Source organism: Bergeyella porcorum (assembly GCF_042427575.1).
GTDB classification, from domain to species: domain Bacteria; phylum Bacteroidota; class Bacteroidia; order Flavobacteriales; family Weeksellaceae; genus Bergeyella; species Bergeyella porcorum.
The window spans coordinates 56384-71478 of record NZ_JBHMFD010000012.1; the positions used below are offsets into that span (position 1 = coordinate 56384).

Consider the following 15095-nt stretch of genomic DNA (forward strand, 5'->3'; position numbering starts at 1 on the left):
ACCCTCAATATTGAACTTTAAACCTTGAATTTTATGCCAGAATACATCATCGTGGGAGATGGCTATGCCGCTCTGTTTTTTGCCCATCAATTAATCAAGAATAATAGGACATTTCTTCTCTTTTCCGAGGGGAAGAAAAGTGCTTCGCAGGTTTCCGCAGGGATTATCAATCCCGTAGTTTTAAAGAAATTTACCACTTTCTGGAAAGCCCAAGAACAAATAGACGGACTGAAAAAAACGCTTGCAGAGATAGAGCAATATACAGGGAAAAATTATTGGATAGAAGCCAACATCCATAGAATATTCCACGATGAGAAAGAACGAGAACTATGGCTGAAAAAATCCCAAACGGTGGAGCTGAACCCTTTCCTTGCTCAGCGATTTGAAACACTATCGGGGGTAGAAAATCTCCATCAGACGGGAAGCGTGATGCAATCGGCAAGGCTCAATGTGGCAGACTTTTTTAGCGATATGATGCACTACTTAGAGCAAAAAGGGCATCTGGTCTTGGAGAAATTTGACTACGCGTTGCTGAATCCTTCGGAGCAGAAGTACCGGGATATTCGGTATAAGCATATTGTTTTTGCGGAAGGAATGGGCGTAAAGGCTAATCCTTTCTTCTCGGAAATTCCTGTTAATCCCAACAAAGGGCACCATCTAAAAGTAAAATTATCTTCACCGATAGACCATTCTTTCACGGTAAAGAAGAAGCATTTTCTCTTCCCAATGGATGCCGATACTTACTACTATGGCGGCACCTATGATAGAGAGCAGTACCATAATGAGGTGGACGAGTCTGCCAAGGCTCAGCTCATAGGAGGCTTATCCGAGATTTATAAGGCGAGCTATGAGGTGGAGGCGGTTCACTTTGGCTTTCGCCCTACGGTGAAAGATAGACGCCCACTGATGGGAGCTCATCCTGAGTTTGATAACCTCTATGTTTTCAACGGACTGGGGGCAAGGGGCGTCCTTAATGGCTCATACTTTTCCGAGGTCTTATACCAGCATATCTCCCAAGGGATAGCATTGCCCAACGAGGTAAGGTGGAATCGGTTTTCCTAATATCTTATATGAATGATTAAAGGAAAATTTCATTCAGCCTTTACTGCTATTGTGTTCAGATTCGTTTCAATTTTTATCGGTTAGTATCGGAGAAATTCTTAGGTTTTGTTCCAAAAAAAAATCCATCGGTGTGGAAAAAAATCTCCGTCGGTGTAGAAAATAATTTCCATCGGTGTGGAAGAAAATTTCCATCGGTGTAGAAAAAAAAATCCGTCGGTGTAGAAGAAAATTTCCGTCGGTGTAGAAAATAATTTCCATCGGTGTGGAAGAAAATTTCCGTAGGTGTGGAAAATAATTTCCGTCGGTGTGGAAGAAAATCTCCGTCGGTGTAGAAAATAATTTCCATCGGTGTGGAAGAAAATTTCCGTCGGTGTGGAAGAAAATCTCCGTAGGTGTGGAAAATAATTTCCATCGGTGTGGAAGAAAATTTCCATCGGTGTGGAAAAAAAATTCCATCGGTGCGGGAAAAAAATCTTTGTCGGTGTGGAAAAAAAATTCCCTCCCTATGTAGAAAAATTTTCATAGGGAGGGAAGTTAGTTTATCCTTCGGAATAGATAATCGTAGAAAGGGGTATAAGGTGTATTTCTAATGGGTTTCCACATTATCAGGGCTTTCATTGCATAGCACTTTCTTCGCCACTCTGCCTACGGTGAGCCCTTGTACTAAGATGGAGAATAATACTACGATGTAGGTAATCTCTAGGAGGACATCTTTGGTCTCCCCAGCAGAGTACGGGATAGACATTACTAAGGCAATGGATACGCCCCCACGGATGCCGCCCCATACCATAGTAATGAGAGAGCCTCTGGTATAGGTATTCCTTCTAAGAATGGTATTGGCAGGGATAAAGATAGCCAGTGTACGGGCAATGAGGCAGATAAAGATGGTGGCAACGCCCAGTAGGATTTGCCTCTGTAAGTCGGGAAGCATTAGCAGTTGGAACCCAATAAAGAGGAAGAGTATGGCATTCATAATCTCGTCTATCAGCTCCCAAAACTTACTTAGATAATCTCTGGTGGTCTCGCTCATTGCTACCTTTTTGCCATAGTTACCAATGATAAGCCCCGCAATTACCATTGCCAAAGGGGAAGAGAAGTGAAGAGCCTTGGCAACCAAGAATCCTCCCATAACAATGGCAAGCGTTATCAGTACAGAGACCTGATAATCATCTATTTTCTTCATTAGATTGGAAGCGGAGAAGCCGAGTAAGGCTCCTAATAGCACCCCACCTCCTGCCTCTAGCAAGAATAATTTGGATATAGAAGGAACATCTGCTACAAAGGTATGGTCTGTGGCAATCTTCAGTACTACGGCAAACATTACTACGGCAACGCCATCATTGAACAAAGACTCTCCCGTGATTTTGGTCTCAATCATCTTCGGTACCTTGGCTTCTTTCAAAATACCCAATACCACGATGGGATCGGTAGGGGAAATCAGTGTACCAAATAATAGGCAATAGATATAAGGAATATGAATGCCCAAGATGGGAGCTGTGAAATATAGTAATCCCGAAATGATAAATGCCGAAAGCACCACACTTACCGAAGCGTAGGTAAGAATCTGCCAACGGTATTCCCTGAGGTCTGAAATATTAATATGCAATGCTCCTGCAAAGAGAAGAAAATTGAGCATCGCCCCCATCAAAATCTCATTGAAATCAAATTCCTTGATGAGTTCAAAAAAATGCAGGGTTGTTTCGGGGAAATACTGGTTGCCCACCAAACGGATTCCAATAGAAACTACGATGGCAATAATCATTATCCCAATAGTACCAGGCAGTTTAAGGAAACGAACATTCCAATACGCGAACAACGATGCCAGTACAATCAGAACCGAGAAAGTGTAATACAATTCCATTAATAAAAGAGATTTTTACAAAAATAAGAAATCAAAACTTACCATAAAAGCCAGAAGAGTGGCAAATGGGATAAAATGCTATCTTTGTAGTAAATCTTACACAATGCACCAGCAACTCACCCGATACTTGCAAAAATTCATTTCAGCTCCCGAAGAAGAGATAGAGCGATTTTGTCAACTGTTCCAATTGGTGGAGGTCAAGAGGAAAAGTTTGCTGCTTAGGGTAGGAGAGGTGTGTCGGTTCGAAGCCTATGTTGTAAAAGGGCTTTTCAAAGAATACCATATAGACAGCAAGGGCAATGAGCAGATACTGTTTTTCGCAGCCGAAGATTGGTGGGTAACCGATTTTGATAGCTTTGAAAACGGAACGCCCTCGCAGCTCTATATCCAAGCGTTGGAAGATAGCCAAATTTTGCAAATCTCCAAAGAAGACAAAGAAAAAGCTTTCAAAGAATTTCCGTTTCTCCACGAGCTGTATCACAAAATGACCAAAAAAACGCACATCGCCCTGCAACGCCGTATGATAGAAAACCTCAGCAAAACTGCCTCCGAACGCTATTGGGACTATTGGGAAAAATATCCGCACATTGCCAAACGCCTTTCTAATGTGCAAATGGCTGGTTATCTCGGGGTAAGCCACGAGTTTGTGAGCAAGATTAGGAAAAAGGCTTTTGAAAAGTAAATGTTGTTTTCGCTATCCATTTATTGAACTTGTTCAATGTTTCTAGTCTCTTCATCGCTTTATCTTTGCATCAGAAATTTTAAATATATCAGACGATGAAAATAGCAGTAATAGGAGCCACAGGCTTAGTAGGAAGTGCCACTGTAAAAGAATTGGCACAAAGAGGACACGAGGTGATTGCCATCGCTCGAAACACCGAAAAAATAGAAGCAGGACAAAATGTTGTTTCTGTTCAGATGGATGTTCATCACTCAGATTTTTACAAGCATTTGGAAGGTACAGATGCGGTGGTGAGTGCCTTTAACGCAGGTTGGACAAATCCTAACCTTGCCGAAGATTTCACCAAAGGATACGAAAGTATTTTGCAAGCCGCTAAAACAGCAAAAGTGCCATATTTATTGGTGATAGGCGGAGCGGGAAGTTTGTATATAGCACCGAACTTGCAAGTGGTAGATACACCAGAGTTTCCGAAAGAAATTTACCCAGGTGCCAATGCTGCCCGAAACTTGCTTAATGATTTGAAACCTCGCCGCGATGTGAATTGGGCATTTCTTTCTCCTGCGGCAATGTTTGCGGTAAATCCTGTATCATTTGAACGCACAGGCAACTACCGATTAGGAAAAGATGATGTTTTACTCAATGCCGATGGAGTACCCGCAGATATTTCGGTAAGCGATTTGGCGTGTGCCATTGCCGATGATGTGGAACAGAAAAAGCATTTGTTTGAAAGATTTACGGTAGCTGAAGCGTAAAAATAAATATCAAAGAAGCGTTTATGATCGCAAATTCTTCTATTTGAGAAAAAACACCCAAAAAAGGCTGTCCAAAACTTTTCGGACAGCTTCTTTTTTATTTACTCTCTCTAAAAAGTTACCTTTGTGAGTTGAATGTGGCTGTTTTTTGGAGGAATTTTTATTGCTAATGGTGAAAAATGTTAATACTTTATAGTATAGGGCGTCTGCATCATTATTCTATTTTCAGCACTTGTATTGGTAAGGGTTTTAAAAAGCATATAATGGTCTTTGCCCAATTTTTTCTTCACAAGCTTCATTTCGAGGTCTTCTTCGCTTTGGAAATCTTTCATCAGTTGTTCAATGTAAGACATTTCAGCAGGGTAAGATTTTACAGAATGTTTTTTCAAGCCAGCTTTTTTAGAGGCGTAAGCAATAGCATCGTTCAGAGAGCCTAGTTCGTCCACCAAACCGTTTTCCTTCGCTCTAATGCCAGACCAAACTCTACCTCCACCCAAATTATCCACTTGCTCAAAGGTCATTTTTCTATTTTTCATCACGTGATTCACAAATGTAGAATAAGTTTGTTCTATGCTTTTAGACATCATTTTTTCACCGTGAGGCGATAGACCTTGGAAGATGGAATAGTAATTGGCATTAGCATTAGTAGAAACCACATCGGTATGGAATCCATTTCTATTGGCAATATCTTTTACATTAAATAGTACTCCAAATACCCCTATGGACCCTGTGAGAGTCATTGGTTCTGAATAAATTTTTTCTCCTGCCATTGCAATATAATAACCTCCAGAAGCGGCATAATCTCCAAATGAAACCACAAGAGGCTTTTTCGCTTTCAAAAGCTGAAGTTCATTTAAGATTTCTTCTGAAGCATTGGCACTTCCCCCTGGGGAATTGATTCTTAAAACTACTGCTTTTACATCTTCATTGTCTTTCAGCTCCTTAATCTCTTTGATGAAAGTATCGGCATAAATGCCATCATAGCCTTTCCCATTGTAAATAGCCCCTGAAGCATATAATACGGCAACTTCTTCATCTGAAGAATGTTCTTCCTTGAAAGACTCCGTATATTTTGCAAAGGAAATTTTATTCAGTTTGTCCTTTTCTTTCAGATTAAGTTTTTTTCTCAAAAGCTCATCGTATTGAGATTTATGGATTAACCGATCTACCAAGCGGTGCTCTATATTGTTTTCCGTGAGCATTCCGTACAAGCTATCAGCCACGAGGTTCAGTTGATTCTGGCTCATCTTTCTAGATTTGGATATCTTAGCAGACATCTCTCCCCAAAGGTCATTCAGAAGCGTGGAAAGTTGCTCTTTGTTTTCTTCCGAAATGCTACTTCTCATATAGGTTTCTACTGCAGATTTATACTTACCGTGTCTTAGAACTTGTACCCCTACACCATATTTATCCATAAGGTCTTTAAGGTAACCTACCTCCGTAGAAAGTCCTTTTAGCTCTACTATTCCCACGGGATTGAGGAAATACTGGTCTGCCACAGAGCTCAGAAAATAGGACGATTGCGATACATTATTACCATAAGCGTACACAAATTTTCCACTTTTTTTGAAATCTTCTAGGGCATTTCGCACCTCAGAAAGTTGAATAATCCCCGCATTAATGAAATCACTTTCGATGCTAATGCCTTGGATTTTGTCGTCAGATTTTGCTTTCTTGATGGCTTCTACAATATCATACGCCATAACATTACTTACGGAATTATCACCAAATAAAAAATCAGGTTGACTTTCCAGAGGGCTATCCGTGATGTTAGTATTCTGAGTAAGCGTAAGAATGGATTTGTCTCTTACTTTGATGTTATCACCACCAATACTTCCGATGATCATCATCATTACAAAGAAAAAGAATCCGGCAAAGAAAACTAAAAAAATAGCGACTATATTTGCCAAAACATTTTTAAAAAAACTTTTCATAAATCTAAATTAATTTTATTTGATACAATATGTCGCACAATGAGGTCATTTTGTTACTAGGAAGTAATCTAGGGGATGCAAAAAAAAACATTGAAGAAGCTGTAAAAAGGCTTGAAGAGAATGTAGGAGAGGTATTAATAAAAAGTAAATTTTTGGTAACAAAGCCAGTAGAATTTGCTAGTATTAATAATTTTATTAATTTTGCAGTTCAGATTAGGACGAAGCTTTCTCCAACTAAACTCTTGAATATCATTAAAAAGATAGAGTATGAAATGGGAAGAGTTCAGGATTCAAAGGTGATTGGAGGTTATCAAGATAGAATAATTGATATTGATATAGTAGAGTTTTCTAATCTTGTATTTTGTAGTGAAAGACTTCAAATACCTCATATTAAACATAAATATGAAAGAGATTTTTCACAAGAATTAATAAATGAAGTTTATTTGAAAAAACATAAATTATGAAGTTAAATTTATTGTTAGCATTATCTTTACCAATAGCAATGTATGCACAAGATAGCGTTGCAGTTGCTAATAACGAGTATCCTAACACCTTCACTTCTGGCTCATCAGATGTTCACATATTTGATAATAAAGCCAGAAAATTTAATGATTGGGCAATATCTGTTGGGGTAGGTCCTGCTTTTATGACTAGAGCAGATCTTACATCTTTTCACGGAGGTAAAATCAATTGGGGATGGAATGCTTACATCAGCCTTGATAAGCAGATTTCGCATACGTTTGGGCTTAGTTTACAGTACCAGATGGGTAAAACCAACCAAAAAGGTCAACTGCCAGGTGATGCTGGTATAAAAGCTGGTGTGGCTGATGCTTGGACAGAGTTTCACAATGTTTCCCTTTTAGGAGATGTAAATTTTTCTAATCTTTTGAGGAGAGTAGATAATCGTTCCCCATACAGATGGGCGTTACACGGTTATGCAGGTATTGGTTTTATGGGGTATAATACTCATCTTACTGATAATAACCAAGCAAGTAGATATCCAGTAGAGATAGAGCAAAAATTAGGTATTGCATCATTTTTCTATCAGGGAGGAGTAGGTTTGAAGTATAAATTATCTAGAAGATTTGATATCGAAGCTCGTACAATGTATATTAAGAGTGGAGATGAGGAATTTGATGGTGGAGGATGGACAAGAGATGCTGTTCCTGCATATAACCTAATCAATGATTCATATACAGATGATATGTGGACATTTAATCTTGGTGTGTCTGTGAAATTAGGAAAGCATATTTCTCATCTTAGATGGCACGATCCTTTACAAGCTGCATATTATAAAACTAATCTTTTAGAAAATTCAGACCCGAATTTATTAGTATGTACTAAAGGAGATGGTGATAATGATGGCGTATGTGATGATTGGGATAGACAATTGGATACTCCTGCAGGAGCAAGAGTAGATGGTGCGGGTGTAGCATTGGATATGGATTTAGACACGGTGATTGATCTTTACGACAAGTGTGTTACTGTTCCAGGTCCTATAGAAAATAATGGATGTCCAGTTGAAGCAGCTCCAGCTCCTACTTTAGATTACACAACTAGAATAGAAGCTATCAATAGAGACTTTGAGGGTATTGAGTTTGCACTGAATAGTGATGTTATTCGTCCTCAATCTTTTGAAAAACTAGATCACGCAGCTGAGATAGTAAAAACATTAGATGGTAATGGTCAGTTTTTGGTCATTGGAGCTACGGATACCCGAGGTTCAGAAGTTTATAATCAAAAACTTTCTCAGAAGAGAGCTAACGCTGTTGTAAAATACCTTACCAATAAAGGTGTGCCTTCTGGAATGCTTCTTGCAGAGGGAAGAGGAGAGAGTGATTTGAAGTATCCAGAATGTGATCCAGCTACCAAATGTCCAGAATGGAAAAATGAAGCTAATAGAAGGGTTTATTTCCAGCAGAAATAAAATAAAAAATTAACAATTTTAAAGAAAATAAGAAAAGCGCATATTATGAAACTAAATTTAGCGAGCTTAGCATTAGTGATGGCTTTCCCAGCGGTAGCCTTTGCTCAGGATACAGAAGTATCAACTTCAGGAGAGTATCCTAATACATTTACATCAGGTTCTGCCAATGTGAGTCCATTTACTCAGCAATCGAAAAGATTTAACGATTGGTCTGTATCATTTGGTGCAGGGGTACCATTGGTACAATCATCAGACCTAACTTCTATCAAGAATGGTAACGGTAAAAATCTATTTGGATATTCTACATATTTAAGTGTGGATAAAGCGATTACTCATGTTTTTGGTTTGAAGTTACAGTATGATAGAGGAGAGACAAGACAAGGGGCATTTAATACTAAAACTGATAATCCAGCAGTTGGAAATGGATTTAGAGGAGTAGGTGCTAGAACTCAATATGATGCTATTTCCGTTTTAGGAGATGTTAATTTATCTAACTTATTGAGAAGAGTGGATAATAAATCCCAATACAGATGGGCAATTCACGGTTATGTAGGTGTTGGTACATTGGCTTATAGAGCATATCAAGAAAGCGATGCTTTGGGAGGACAAGTATTGATGACAGAAGTTAAACCGTTTAAATTTAATGCACTTTTCGGACAAGCAGGTGCAGGTTTGAAATTCAAAGTTAATAGAAGATTGGATTTAGAAGGTAGAGTAATGTATGTAGTAACAGGCGATGATGAATTTGATGGAGGAGGAAACTACAATGGAGACGGAACTTATGCTACTCCTGTAAATTTAAGAGAGGATCAGGTATCTGATAACTTCTTCAATGCTACCTTAGGTCTTACTTTGAAACTAGGTAAGCATCAGTCTCATCTATTCTGGCACGATCCGCTTCAAGAACTTTATTACAAAGTTGATATGCTAGAAAATAAAAATGTTGATATTGAAGTATGTAAAAAAGGCGATGCAGATAATGATGGCGTATGTGATGATTGGGATAGACAATTAGATACTCCAGCAGGAGCTAGAGTAGACGGAGCCGGTGTGGCATTGGATACAGACCTTGATAGTATAATTGATCTTTATGATAAGTGCGTTACTGTACCAGGGCCAGCTGAGAATAATGGCTGTCCAATTGCTTCAGCAGCTACCAATTCATCTACAAAATTGGTAACTGATGAGACAAAAACGCTAGAAGGCATTGAGTTTGATTTAAATTCAGATAAAATTTTATCTTCCAACAAGAGCATTTTGAATAACGCTGCAAACTATATCAATTCTTCTGCAGGTACTTATAATGTAATTGGTGGAACAGATACAAGAGGAGCTGCTGATTATAACCAAAAGCTTTCTGTAAGAAGAGCAACTAATGTTAAAAATTATCTTATCCAAAATGGGGTAGATGGTTCTAAACTTAAAGCAGTAGGTAGAGGTGAAAAAGACCTTAGATATCCTGAATGTAACCCAGCGACTAAATGTCCTGAGTGGAAAAATAGAGCTAACAGAAGAGTTTACTTCGAAGCAAAATAATTTTTCAAAAATTTATTCTTTAAAAGCCACGGTTATCGTGGCTTTTTTTTATTTTTACCCTATGATTTCTGGCGAAACTTATCAGCAATTAAAACTAGATACCCTGAAACACTTTTGGGGATTTCATCAGTTTCGAGATTTACAAGAAGGTATTGTAGATATGGTGCTATCTGGCCAAGATGCATTAGCTTTGCTTCCAACTGGAGGTGGAAAATCATTATGCTATCAGTTACCAGCACTTCTTCAAGAGGGAACTTGCCTTGTGATTTCTCCCTTGCTAGCCTTGATGAAAGACCAAGTGCAACAGCTAAGACAGAGAGGAATAGAAGCGGCTTATCTTTCTTCAGAATTGGAAGATGCCGAAGCAGAAATCATATACAGCCAATGCAAAGAAGGACTTACGAAGTTGCTATATATTTCCCCCGAAAGGCTAAATAATTCCCTTTTTCTACAACAGATAGGCGAGATTACTTTCTCTTTCATTGCGGTAGATGAGGCACATTGTATCTCAGAATGGGGGCAAGATTTCAGACCAAGTTATCAGAATATTAAATCTTTTAGAGAGCAGTTTCGGGATATTCCTTGCCTAGCACTTACGGCAACGGCTACGCCAAAAGTTTTAGTTGAAATTCAAGAAAAATTAGGATTAAAAAACGCTAAAATTTTTAGAAAAAGTTTTAAACGGGATAACCTAAATATCATTATTAATAAAACTTCGGATAAATATTCGTACATAGAAAATCTTATTGCACAGCATTATCATACAGGGATTATCTACACGCGTACCAGAAAAGAAACTGAAGAACTTACACAATACCTTCGCCATAGAGGCTTTAGTAATGTGGATTTTTTTCACGCAGGACTATCGGCTAAAGAAAAAAACCGAAAACAAAAACAATGGCTGGACTCTGACCAGCATATTCTGGTCTCTACCAATGCTTTTGGAATGGGGATAGATAAGGATAATGTGCGTTTTGTGGTGCATTTATCTCCATCGGCTTCTGTAGAAAATTATTATCAAGAGATAGGAAGGGCTGGTAGAGATGGGGAGCAGAGCTATGTCTATATGCTGTGGAATGAGCAGGAACTTACCAATTTTGATAAAATTCTTTCTCATCAGATTCCTACTAAAAAGGAGTTTACCAAGATGATATCCTTGCTATATTCTATGTTTCAGGTGGCAGAGGGAGAGCTCCCTGAGCAAAGTTTTCAGCTTCGTATAGACCTTCTCAAAAAACTTTCGCAATGCTCTGGGGCTAAGATTAAAAATGTATTGAGCTATCTGCACAATCAGGAGTTAATATTTTTGAATGATTATAAAAGCCTATCCACATTGGAACTTAAAATACACCCAGGGGAAATAGAACAATTAGCCTCTAAGGATGCTTATTTTCTAGAACTTTTATTGAGAAATTTGGCGGGATTGTCATCTGGTAAAATTCATTTTAGCGAAGTGAATTTAGGGCATAAAATTCATATAGATCCGCTCATTATCAAGGAGAGAATCAGAGAACTCAAAAGCAGAGGAGTTTTAGAATATATTGATGGTTCACTTGCCAGCGTTCGTTTTTTAGCATCACGCAATAGCCTATGGATAGAAAATAAGTATTGGCAACTTTTCGAGCATATTCAGAGGAATAAAATCCAAAAATGGGAAGAAATGAAATTTTTCACTACCGATGTTCATTATTGTAAGATGAAACTCATTCTTTCTTATTTTGGCGAAAAGAATGTGAAAAATTGTGGACAATGTAGCGTTTGCAAACAGCAGGAAGTTCAGGTTTTTGGAAATATGATTTCTCACAATATTCTTAAAGTACTCCAAGAAAAACCCTCTACCATAGAAGAGATTGTGGTACAACTTAGTTTTCATAAGCGTGAAGAGATTTTAGAACATTTGATAGATTTATTAGATGCTGAAAAAATCAAGATGCAGGATTTTAGAACTTATATGTTGGCGTAGTTTCAATATCGAAAATACTCTAAATATAGTTGATACTAAAATTTTTCCCGAATGCTCCCACAGTATTGAAACGGGCTTCGGGAAAATCCCGAAAGGCAACTCACGATGTTTTCGTGTTAAAAATTTTTCCCGAATGCTCCCACAGTATTGAAACGGGCTTCGGGAAAACCCCGAAAGGCAACTCACGATGTTTTCGTGTTAAAATTTTTCCCGAATGCTCCCACAGTATTGAAACGGGCTTCGGGAAAACCTCGAAAGGCAACTCACGATGTTTTTCATTTAAAAATCCTGATGAAATGATATTTAAGCAAGCTCTCAACCTATTTCTTTGATATTCTCTGGATTGAAGCTTTCATTTTCCTTATCTTTGCAAAAATTTTTGGGCTCGGAAGGTCCGAGTAACCCATTGAACCTTCACCATAGGCATAAAAAAAAGCAAAAGCTAATGGTGTTCAAACAAAATTTTATGAGTAATATTGTTGCTATTGTAGGGCGTCCTAATGTAGGGAAATCCACACTTTTTAATCGACTTTTAGAGCGTAGAGAAGCCATTGTAGATTCTACTGCGGGGGTTACCAGAGACCGTCATTACGGGAAATCCGATTGGAATGGCGTAGAGTTTACCGTGATAGATACGGGAGGCTATGAAGTGAATACAGATGATATTTTCCAAGAGGAAATTTCAAAACAAGTGCAGTTGGCAGTAGATGAGGCTACCTCCATCGTTTTTATGATGAATGTGGAAGAGGGGCTTACGGATACCGATAAGGAAATCTACGAGATGCTTCGCCGAAGTGGGAAACCTACTTATATTGTGGTGAATAAAGTGGATTCTTCTAAAGAAGAATTGGCAGCCACAGAGTTTTATTCCCTAGGTATAGAAAAATATTATACCTTATCTTCAGCCACAGGCTCAGGAACGGGAGAATTGCTAGATGATGTGGTAAAAGATTTTCCTACCAAAGATTACAAAGACCCTTTTGAAGGCTTGCCTAAAATTACCATTGCAGGAAGGCCTAATGTAGGTAAATCTACCCTTACTAATGCTCTTTTGGATAACGATAGAAATATTGTTACCGATATTGCTGGTACTACAAGAGATTCTATAGAAACGCTTTATAACAAATTCGGGCACGAGTTTGTATTGGTGGATACAGCGGGAATGCGAAAAAAATCTAAGGTGAACGAAGATTTGGAGTTTTACTCTGTGATGCGTTCTGTTCGGGCAATAGAAAATTCTGATGTTGTTATCATAATGGTAGATGCCACACAAGGCTGGGAAAGTCAGGATATGAATATTTTTGGAATTGCTCAGAAAAACCGCAAAGGAATTGTGATTCTAGTGAACAAATGGGATTTGGTAGAAAATAAACAAACCAATACAATGCGAGATTTCGAGAAAAGTATCAAATCCAAAATAGGGCAGTTTACAGATATCCCCATTCTTTTTGTATCGGCACTTACCAAGCAGAGAATTTTGAAAGCCGTAGATACCGCAATGGAAGTGTACGAAAACAGAAAGAAAAAAATAAAAACTTCTAAACTGAACGAAGTGATGCTTCCTATCTTTGAAAATACGCCACCACCAGCATTGAAAGGAAAGTACATCAAGATTAAGTACTGTGTACAACTTGGGACGCCATCGCCACAGTTTGTATTTTTCTGCAACTTACCTCAGTATGTAAAAGAGCCATACAAACGATTTACTGAAAATCAGTTGCGTAAAGAATTTGGCTTTACGGGAGTTCCTATTGAAATTTATTTTAGACAGAAGTAAAGTTTTTTTATGAAGTTTTGAATGCTGAGTTTTGAGTTTTTTTGAAGAAAGAAGAAAGAGCAAAGAGAAAAGACCTTCAATTATTAAGTGTTGAATGTTAAGTGTTGAGTGTTGAGTTTTTTTGAAGAAAGAAGAAATACTTCTAACCCTCTAATATCTAATCCTCTAACCTCTAATATCTAACCCTCTAATATCTAATCCTAAAATGCTTACCATATTATCAGAACAATTTTCGTTAGTTAATTCTTGGATTAATGATTTAAGAAATGTAGAAGTGCAACACGACCGAATGAAGTTTCGCAGAAACCTTGAACGCATCGGTGAGATTGCGGCTTTTGAAATTTCTAAAGGCTTGGAACATCGTGAAATTGAAATCACCACGCCTTTGGATACCATTAAAGTGAAAGAAATCGCAGTACAGCCTGTGATTACCACTATTCTTAGAGCGGGAGTGCCTTTATTTCAAGGAATTTTGAATTATTTCGATAAAGCCGATTGCGGGTTTGTAGCGGCTTATAGAAAACACGATGCCAATGATTATTTTTCCATTAAGCAAGATTATCTCACTTGTCCTAATATTGATGGCAGACCGCTTATTGTAGCAGACCCAATGCTAGCAACGGGAGCCAGTCTGGTAGAGGCGTTGAAAGATTTGCTCAATCACGGTACGCCATCGCAGCTGCATATCGTGGCGGCTATCGCTAGTGAGCAAGGTGTGAAAACCATTCAGGAAGCCTTTCCAGAAGCGAAGATTTGGATAGGTGCCGTAGATGCTAGCCTTACCCCGAAAGGCTATATCACCCCAGGGCTGGGTGACGCAGGCGACTTGTCTTACGGAGAAAAATTGCAGAGGTAAATACTTACATATCCACTGCCATTACCAAAATACTTATCTTATTGCTACGGTCTTTCAGAAGTTCCCAGGCAGCGGCATTTAGCGTGTTGCCCGTGGTGAAAACATCATCTATCAGTAGGCAATGGGTATTTTGTATGGGTTCCGTAAGGGAGAATAGTTGCTCCGTTTGGGAGCGTTGGATTTTATTTTTGAGGGCTTGAGCCTTTTTGTATTGGTTTCGTTTTAGCAAGGTATGATGGTAGGGGATGTCATAATGTGCAGATAGCAGCTCTATGTAGCGATGCAGCTGGTTGTAGCCTCGTTCTTTTTGTTTTTTAGGGTGTAAAGGGACACTTACCAATAGTTCAGGTTTTGAGAATTGAAAATCCAGATGTTCTGTTGTCCATTGGGCAATATGGTCTGCAATGTTTTCTCTACCCTTGTATTTCAGACTGTGAATGATGCTTCTACTGAGACCTTCTTTTTCAAAAGCCATTAGAGCAAATGCGTTCTCTGTTGGGAAAAGCAATTGGCATTTTTGTTTCAGAAGATGGTTGCCATTGAAATCCCAATGGGTGAAATTGATATGTTGTTTGCAAGCTTCGCACACCACATCACCACCAGCGATGATGAGGTTGCAGTGTAGGCATCGGTTGGGCAAAAGCAGGTCTAGTAGCATTCTAGTTGTTTATTTTTTGAATGTGATAAAGTTAATGAAAAATAATGTGCAAAGAGTGTGTGCTACCAAGTAGAATTAAGTGACAAT

General features: G+C 38.5%; 13 protein-coding genes. 9 read left to right on the forward strand and 4 right to left on the reverse strand.

The features are described from left to right. The first annotated feature begins 33 nt into the window (after nt 1-33). A complete protein-coding gene (locus tag ACFFUE_RS06800; protein WP_376833835.1) occupies nt 34-1062 on the forward strand; it encodes an NAD(P)/FAD-dependent oxidoreductase in 1029 nt (342 codons plus the stop codon). A gap of 73 nt (nt 1063-1135) precedes the next feature. Here ACFFUE_RS06800 and ACFFUE_RS06805 read toward each other — a convergent pair whose 3' ends face one another. Then, nucleotides 1136-1585 (reverse strand): hypothetical protein, encoded by a 450-nt coding sequence (locus ACFFUE_RS06805; RefSeq protein WP_376833837.1) that lies wholly within the window; start codon nt 1583-1585, stop codon nt 1136-1138. A gap of 63 nt (nt 1586-1648) precedes the next feature. Then, nucleotides 1649-2923: a cation:proton antiporter gene (locus ACFFUE_RS06810; RefSeq protein WP_376833839.1), complete on the reverse strand. Its 1275-nt coding sequence runs from the start codon at nt 2921-2923 to the stop codon at nt 1649-1651. Between the two features lie 103 nt (nt 2924-3026). Between ACFFUE_RS06810 and ACFFUE_RS06815 the strand changes: the two genes are divergently transcribed. Then, a complete protein-coding gene (locus ACFFUE_RS06815; RefSeq protein ID WP_376833841.1) occupies nt 3027-3605 on the forward strand; it encodes a Crp/Fnr family transcriptional regulator in 579 nt (192 codons plus the stop codon). Between the two features lie 95 nt (nt 3606-3700). Further along, nucleotides 3701-4357: an NAD(P)-dependent oxidoreductase gene (locus ACFFUE_RS06820; RefSeq protein ID WP_376833843.1), complete on the forward strand. Its 657-nt coding sequence runs from the start codon at nt 3701-3703 to the stop codon at nt 4355-4357. Between the two features lie 182 nt (nt 4358-4539). On the opposite strand, the gene sppA is transcribed toward ACFFUE_RS06820, so the two are convergent. After that, nucleotides 4540-6291 carry a signal peptide peptidase SppA gene (sppA, locus tag ACFFUE_RS06825; RefSeq protein WP_376833845.1) on the reverse strand — a complete coding sequence of 584 codons (1752 nt, stop codon included), beginning with the start codon at nt 6289-6291 and terminating at the stop codon, nt 4540-4542. A gap of 50 nt (nt 6292-6341) precedes the next feature. On the opposite strand from sppA, the gene folK reads away from it, so the two are divergent. The 6 genes from folK (at nt 6342) to upp (ending at nt 14350) form a co-directional block, all read left to right on the forward strand. Further along, on the forward strand, nt 6342-6755 hold the full coding sequence (gene folK, locus ACFFUE_RS06830; protein WP_376833847.1) for a 2-amino-4-hydroxy-6-hydroxymethyldihydropteridine diphosphokinase: 414 nt from the start codon (nt 6342-6344) through the stop codon (nt 6753-6755). Further along, entirely contained in the window at nt 6752-8218 is a 1467-nt protein-coding gene (locus ACFFUE_RS06835) for an OmpA family protein (protein ID WP_376833849.1), read from the forward strand. Before folK ends, ACFFUE_RS06835 begins: the two co-directional genes overlap by 4 nt. A 45-nt stretch (nt 8219-8263) precedes the next feature. Beyond that, entirely contained in the window at nt 8264-9754 is a 1491-nt protein-coding gene (locus tag ACFFUE_RS06840) for an OmpA family protein (RefSeq protein ID WP_376833851.1), read from the forward strand. A 61-nt stretch (nt 9755-9815) separates the two neighbouring features. Further along, nucleotides 9816-11717, forward strand: coding sequence for a RecQ family ATP-dependent DNA helicase (locus ACFFUE_RS06845; protein ID WP_376834290.1), 1902 nt, complete (start codon nt 9816-9818; stop codon nt 11715-11717). Nucleotides 11718-12183: 466 nt separating this feature from the next. After that, on the forward strand, nt 12184-13494 hold the full coding sequence (der, locus tag ACFFUE_RS06850) for a ribosome biogenesis GTPase Der (protein WP_376833853.1): 1311 nt from the start codon (nt 12184-12186) through the stop codon (nt 13492-13494). A gap of 205 nt (nt 13495-13699) precedes the next feature. Continuing rightward, nucleotides 13700-14350 carry a uracil phosphoribosyltransferase gene (gene upp, locus ACFFUE_RS06855; protein ID WP_376833855.1) on the forward strand — a complete coding sequence of 217 codons (651 nt, stop codon included), beginning with the start codon at nt 13700-13702 and terminating at the stop codon, nt 14348-14350. A 4-nt stretch (nt 14351-14354) separates the two neighbouring features. Here upp and ACFFUE_RS06860 read toward each other — a convergent pair whose 3' ends face one another. Then, nucleotides 14355-15008: a ComF family protein gene (locus ACFFUE_RS06860; protein WP_376833857.1), complete on the reverse strand. Its 654-nt coding sequence runs from the start codon at nt 15006-15008 to the stop codon at nt 14355-14357. Nucleotides 15009-15095: the final 87 nt, after the last annotated feature.

Bases quoted from the DNA above. Each gene is read 5' to 3' on its own strand.
- ACFFUE_RS06800 (WP_376833835.1), top strand. From the start codon at position 34: ATGCCAGAATACATCATCGTGGGAGATGGCTATGCCGCTCTGTTTTTT.
- ACFFUE_RS06805 (WP_376833837.1), bottom strand. From the start codon at position 1,585: ATGAAAATTTTTCTACATAGGGAGGGAATTTTTTTTCCACACCGACAA.
- ACFFUE_RS06810 (WP_376833839.1), bottom strand. From the start codon at position 2,923: ATGGAATTGTATTACACTTTCTCGGTTCTGATTGTACTGGCATCGTTG.
- ACFFUE_RS06815 (WP_376833841.1), top strand. From the start codon at position 3,027: ATGCACCAGCAACTCACCCGATACTTGCAAAAATTCATTTCAGCTCCC.
- ACFFUE_RS06820 (WP_376833843.1), top strand. From the start codon at position 3,701: ATGAAAATAGCAGTAATAGGAGCCACAGGCTTAGTAGGAAGTGCCACT.
- sppA (WP_376833845.1), bottom strand. From the start codon at position 6,291: ATGAAAAGTTTTTTTAAAAATGTTTTGGCAAATATAGTCGCTATTTTT.
- ACFFUE_RS06835 (WP_376833849.1), top strand. From the start codon at position 6,752: ATGAAGTTAAATTTATTGTTAGCATTATCTTTACCAATAGCAATGTAT.
- ACFFUE_RS06840 (WP_376833851.1), top strand. From the start codon at position 8,264: ATGAAACTAAATTTAGCGAGCTTAGCATTAGTGATGGCTTTCCCAGCG.
- ACFFUE_RS06845 (WP_376834290.1), top strand. From the start codon at position 9,816: ATGATTTCTGGCGAAACTTATCAGCAATTAAAACTAGATACCCTGAAA.
- der (WP_376833853.1), top strand. From the start codon at position 12,184: ATGAGTAATATTGTTGCTATTGTAGGGCGTCCTAATGTAGGGAAATCC.
- upp (WP_376833855.1), top strand. From the start codon at position 13,700: ATGCTTACCATATTATCAGAACAATTTTCGTTAGTTAATTCTTGGATT.
- ACFFUE_RS06860 (WP_376833857.1), bottom strand. From the start codon at position 15,008: ATGCTACTAGACCTGCTTTTGCCCAACCGATGCCTACACTGCAACCTC.